This window comes from Alkalibacterium iburiense (assembly GCF_039521845.1).
Classification (GTDB): domain Bacteria; phylum Bacillota; class Bacilli; order Lactobacillales; family Carnobacteriaceae_A; genus Alkalibacterium; species Alkalibacterium iburiense.
In genome coordinates this window covers 1-4,966 of sequence record NZ_BAAACW010000029.1, presented here as the reverse complement: position 1 = coordinate 4,966, position 4,966 = coordinate 1, and the positions used below count along the sequence as shown (strand labels likewise).

The following is a 4,966-nucleotide window of genomic DNA, read 5'->3' as shown; positions in this document are numbered from 1 at the left end:
TGATCATTTACATGAAACCTTTGGGTTTCGGACAGATACAGAAATTGTGAGCAACAAAATAATAAAAAAATTATTAAAGATACAAAAATAGCAAAATAGTACCCTATTTTGAGCATTTTTAAACCCCGGTAAATCCCTTAGTGTAGGGATTTATCGGGGTTTTGGGTGTTAAAGATGAGATTATCATCTCAATTGAATAACATGTCAATAGTCTCAAAGAAATACTCGTTAAAAAAGACGAATCGTCATTCCTTGTTCACGTGTGTGCTAATCGGTGACGTCTACTTCAATCCATGCCTTTTGTCCTTCCTTATAACTCGCTTGAGCATTTGTCCACTCTGTCGTCTCTTCGTAAAAGGACTGGACTTGTTCTGCTGGAATCAAACAGTTGAAGGTAACGGTATCCGTATAGTCTATGTCTTCTACACGATAGGGTTTTTGGTATAGCAGGTTCTGTATTTTTCCACTCATCGGATAGGAAACCTCTAAGGATATAAACTGGTGGAGCTGCTTTTCCACTATACCTATTTCCTCAATGGCTTCACTTGTCGTATGACCGTATGCTCGAATAAGGCCACTGGCTCCCAATTTGACTCCGCCAAAATAACGGGTCACAACAGCTGTGACATTCTTCAGCTGCTTCTTTTTCAATACTTCCAGCATCGGAAGTCCGGCTGTCCCACTGGGTTCACCATCATCTGAAGCGCGTTGAATGTCGTCATTCTCCCCTATAATATAGGCATGACAGTTGTGATTGGCTTTCCAATGTTCTTTTTTTAACTCTTCGATAAAACGTTGAGCGTCTTCTTCCGTTTCCGTTCGCTTCAAATGACAGATGAAACGTGATTTTTTTATAGATACTTCATATGAGCTATTGTCTTTAATTGTCCTAAAGTTTCTCATGCTAATGTCCCTTTCTATTTCTATTTCGATTAGTGTATACTTAAGATGTAAATTGGCTTATGGATGGGGTGGGTAAAGTTTAATCATCCTACAAATAGGACTTATTTACCAGGTCAGTTTAAGAAAAAGGAGAGATACACATGCGTATAGCTATTGTAACAGACAGCACAGCTTACTTGAATGATGAAGATTACAGGTTAGGCAACATTTACAGTGTGCCCTTATCCTGTATTTTCAAGGATCAAGCCTATAGAGAAGGAATCGATATAACGACAGAAGAGTTTTTCGAGAAGGTCAAGACAGTCTCTGAATTACCAACAAGTTCTCAGCCAACCGTTGGAGACTTTACAGGCGTATATGAGTCTTTACAGGGTGAATATGATGCGGTTATCAGTATTCATCTATCTAAAAAGATCTCTGGAACATTCCAAAATGCCTATACAGTGGCTCAATCTATTAAAGGAATAGATGTCCATCCCTTTGATTCAGAGTTGACTGCAGCTGGGCAAGCTTTTCTCGTTCGTGCGGCTTCACAAATGGCATATGAGAGTAAATCTGTACAGGAAATATTGGACCATCTGGAAGAATTGAAAAATGTAACAGAACTGTATTTCGTTGTCGATAACTTAACGAACTTGATTAAAGGCGGACGCCTGTCTAAAACTGCTGGCGGATTTGCAACGTTATTAAACATCAAGCCAGTTTTAACGCTTAAAGATGGAGAGATTGTTCCGTACGATAAAATTCGTACAAAGAAAAAGGCATTGAAAAAAATCGAGACGCTTTTTGAAGAAGCCGTAAACAAAGCAGACTATCCTATTAAAGCGACGATTATACATGCGTATAGCGAAGAGGAAGGAAAAGAGTTTAAAAAACGCCTCGAAGAAAAATTCCCTACTATTCCATTTAATTTTAGCCATGTCGGACCAGTCATCGGGGTTCACGCCGGTGAGGGAGCAGTTGGCTTATCTTGGACTAAGAACGACTCGCACTAATGGTTTCAGCTATTATATTATTCTACATTATATAGAAAAGGCCCCAGGTATCTGGAGCCTTTTATTTTCGCCTTAAACAATCAGTACAAATCGACAAAATAAGCAAATATAAGAATATTTTTTATAAAAAAAGTGAATTCTGGTTTAAAAAGACAGTAGTAATAGTATCACCCATTTAGAAAGAAGGCATTTGATGTTTGATGAGACTCAACTATATGGAAGAGAACTATTGAAAGAAGAAATCCAAGGAGATTTCAGCTTAGAAAAAATCTGCTCTAAACCAGGGTTCAAACGCGACAAAAGTCACTCTATCTGCATGCGTTGCCAGACGACTTGTACACTCAAAACAAGATACCCCTGTACGTGTCAGTCTCAGTGCTTCTACTGCCGAGAATGTTTACCGTTAGGAAAAATGAGAGAGTGCAGCACACTGTATTATCTGCCCGAGCCAAACCTTTTCGAACCACTTCCTTACCCCTGTTTAAGATGGAATGGCACCCTTTCTCCGCAACAGGAGCAAGCCTCGCTCGAAATCAAAGAAGCTATGAGAAAAGATGAAGAACGTATCGTTTGGGCTGTGGCAGGTGCTGGAAAAACAGAAATGCTATTTGATGGGATGGGAGAAGCATTAGAGAGGGGGAAAAGAGTGTGTGTAGCCTCACCACGTGTAGATGTTTGTTTAGAATTAGCTCCGAGGTTCCAAGCCGTTTTTCCTGACGTTTCACTCGCTCTGCTTTACGGAGAAGCAGAAGAGAGTTACAGTTACACTCAGTTGGTCATTGCGACCACCCATCAGTTATACCGATTTAAAGAAGCCTTTGATGTTCTTATTATTGATGAGATTGATGCCTTTCCGTATTACATGAATGAAGCGTTGAATTTTGCTGCGAATAAAGCTAAAAAGAAAAAGGCTGCGACCATACTACTGACAGCCACACCGGATAAAAAGATGAGAGGTCGGATTAAAAAAGGGAAAATAGCGGCATCCATATTGCCTGCTCGCTACCATAAGCATGCTTTGCCTGTCCCAAAAGGCCAGTACTGCTCTCACTCCTTACTAGATAAAAGGTGGTCACATAAACACCCAGTGATCAAGCATATTCAAAGAAAGATCAAAGAAAAGAAGCGCTTCTTAATTTTTATTCCTACTATCACGTTAATGGAAAAGATAGATCCTCTATTTAAGGAGCTTTTCCATAATAGTTATTTCGAAAGTGTTCATTCCCAGGATACAGAAAGGAAAGAGAAAGTCATGAAGATGAGAAGAGGAGAACTGGATTTTTTAATGACAACAACGATATTAGAGAGGGGCGTTACTTTTCCTAATATTGATGTCATTGTCATAGATGCTGATCATAAAGTTTATACAGAAGCCGCATTGGTTCAGATAGCTGGGAGGGTAGGGAGAACCGTTGATTACCCCAGCGGAGAAGTGATCTATTATCACCAAGGATGGACGCGAGCTATAAAAGGGGCTGTTAAGCAAATTAAGCAGATGAATCATTTGGCCAAGAAGAGAGGGTACATCGGATGAATCATTGCTTATGGTGTCAGGAAGCCCTTGATCATACCTATACTTTTTTTGAATTGCTTGTCTATGATCGTCCTCAATCTCCCATCTGTGATTTTTGTCGGTCACAATTGGATTCTTTAAAAGAGACGATTCACTGTGAAGGGTGTGGACGGAAACAGGCTCACTCCTCATACTGTTCGGACTGTTTAGAATGGGCAAAGGTCTACCCGAATAAAAACTTTCACCATACGGCTTTATTTACATACAATGCCTTTGCCAAAGAGTATATGGAGAAATTTAAAATTTTGGGGGACTGTGAACTAGCTGGACTCTTGTCTCGGGATTTGTATGGAGCATGCAAGGAAAAAGGAAAAGAGGCTCTTTTCGTACCTATTCCCATTAGTGATAGAAGTCGTGAAGCAAGAGGATTTAATCAATCAGAATTGTTGCTTCAAAAAGCCCACATCCCTTATATGCGATTACTGAAAAATCAGTCAAAGGAAGAAAAACAGTCGAAAAAAGATAAGCGAGAAAGAATGGCAACGGCTCAGCCCTTTGAAGTGGATGCTGAGGGTATTTCTATCCTTTCGGGAAAGAAAGTGGTGATTGTAGACGATATTTATACGACAGGGAGAACCCTGTTCCATGCATCCGATAGTCTTAGACCTTATGGCCCTTCAACGATTGAAACGCTGTCTTTATTTAGATAAGAGATTACCGGCAAAAGGAAATTAATTTGATTGAGAAAGTAAACGCTATCATGTATAATTGAGATAAGCAAAGAGGCATTTTGCTTAGTGATAAACTTTTTCTTTGGTAAGATAGAGTTTATAAATGAAGTGGAAGGGTGAAGTATTATGCTAAAATACAATGTTCGAGGAGAAAACATAGAGGTGACTCAAGCTATTCGAGAGTACGTCGAAAAAAAGGTAGGAAAGATTGAGAAATACTTTAACGATGTGCCAGAAGCGAGTGCACATGTTAACTTAAAAACCTACTCTGATAAAACGGCTAAAGTGGAAGTCACTATCCCACTCCCATATGTAGTATTACGTGCGGAAGAAACTTCCCCAGATTTATATGGAAGCGTAGATTTAGTCGTAGATAAACTTGAAAGACAAATGAGAAAATATAAAACAAAAATCAATCGTAAAAACCGTCGTTCACAAGGCGTCGATGCCCCACAGCCAACGAATCCAGATTTATGGGCTGATTTAGATCTCGATGACAACGGCGATGAAGAAAATTTAAGTACATCTATTGTACGTACCAAGCGGTTAAGTCTGAAACCTATGGGTGCAGAAGAAGCCGTCCTTCAAATGGATATGCTGGGACATAATTTCTTTATCTTCGAAGATGCTGAAACGAATGGCACAAGCATTGTCTATAAACGAAAAGACGGCAAATATGGATTGATTGAAACAAACTAATTAAAATAAAGGGGGAGCGAGCTTTGTGCTCGCTCTTTTTTTATGAACAAAATAGACCTGAATAATTCATACCTCTGATTTTAGAGGCTATTTTACCAAATTAATTTGCGTTTTGATTAAGTTTT

At 39.3% G+C, this 4,966-nt stretch carries 5 protein-coding genes; 4 read left to right on the top strand and 1 reads right to left on the bottom strand.

The genetic code is table 11. The annotated features are described in order from the left end of the window. Window positions 1-267: 267 nt before the first annotated feature. A complete protein-coding gene (locus tag ABDZ53_RS02545; RefSeq protein WP_343753673.1) occupies window positions 268-903 on the bottom strand; it encodes a YigZ family protein in 636 nt (211 codons plus the stop codon). Between the two features lie 140 nt (window positions 904-1,043). Between ABDZ53_RS02545 and ABDZ53_RS02540 the strand changes: the two genes are divergently transcribed. The 4 genes from ABDZ53_RS02540 to hpf all read left to right on the top strand — a co-directional run bounded on the left by ABDZ53_RS02540 (window position 1,044) and on the right by hpf (window position 4,841). Beyond that, window positions 1,044-1,898, top strand: a complete 855-nt coding sequence (locus ABDZ53_RS02540) for a DegV family protein (RefSeq protein ID WP_343753671.1) — start codon at window positions 1,044-1,046, stop codon at window positions 1,896-1,898. A 193-nt stretch (window positions 1,899-2,091) separates the two neighbouring features. After that, a complete protein-coding gene (locus tag ABDZ53_RS02535) occupies window positions 2,092-3,432 on the top strand; it encodes an ATP-dependent helicase ComFA (RefSeq protein ID WP_343753669.1) in 1,341 nt (446 codons plus the stop codon). Further along, a complete protein-coding gene (locus tag ABDZ53_RS02530; protein WP_343753667.1) occupies window positions 3,429-4,121 on the top strand; it encodes a ComF family protein in 693 nt (230 codons plus the stop codon). The genes ABDZ53_RS02535 and ABDZ53_RS02530 overlap by 4 nt, the downstream gene beginning before the upstream one ends. A 147-nt stretch (window positions 4,122-4,268) precedes the next feature. Next, a complete protein-coding gene (gene hpf, locus ABDZ53_RS02525) occupies window positions 4,269-4,841 on the top strand; it encodes a ribosome hibernation-promoting factor, HPF/YfiA family (RefSeq protein ID WP_343753665.1) in 573 nt (190 codons plus the stop codon). The last annotated feature ends 125 nt before the right edge of the window (window positions 4,842-4,966 follow it).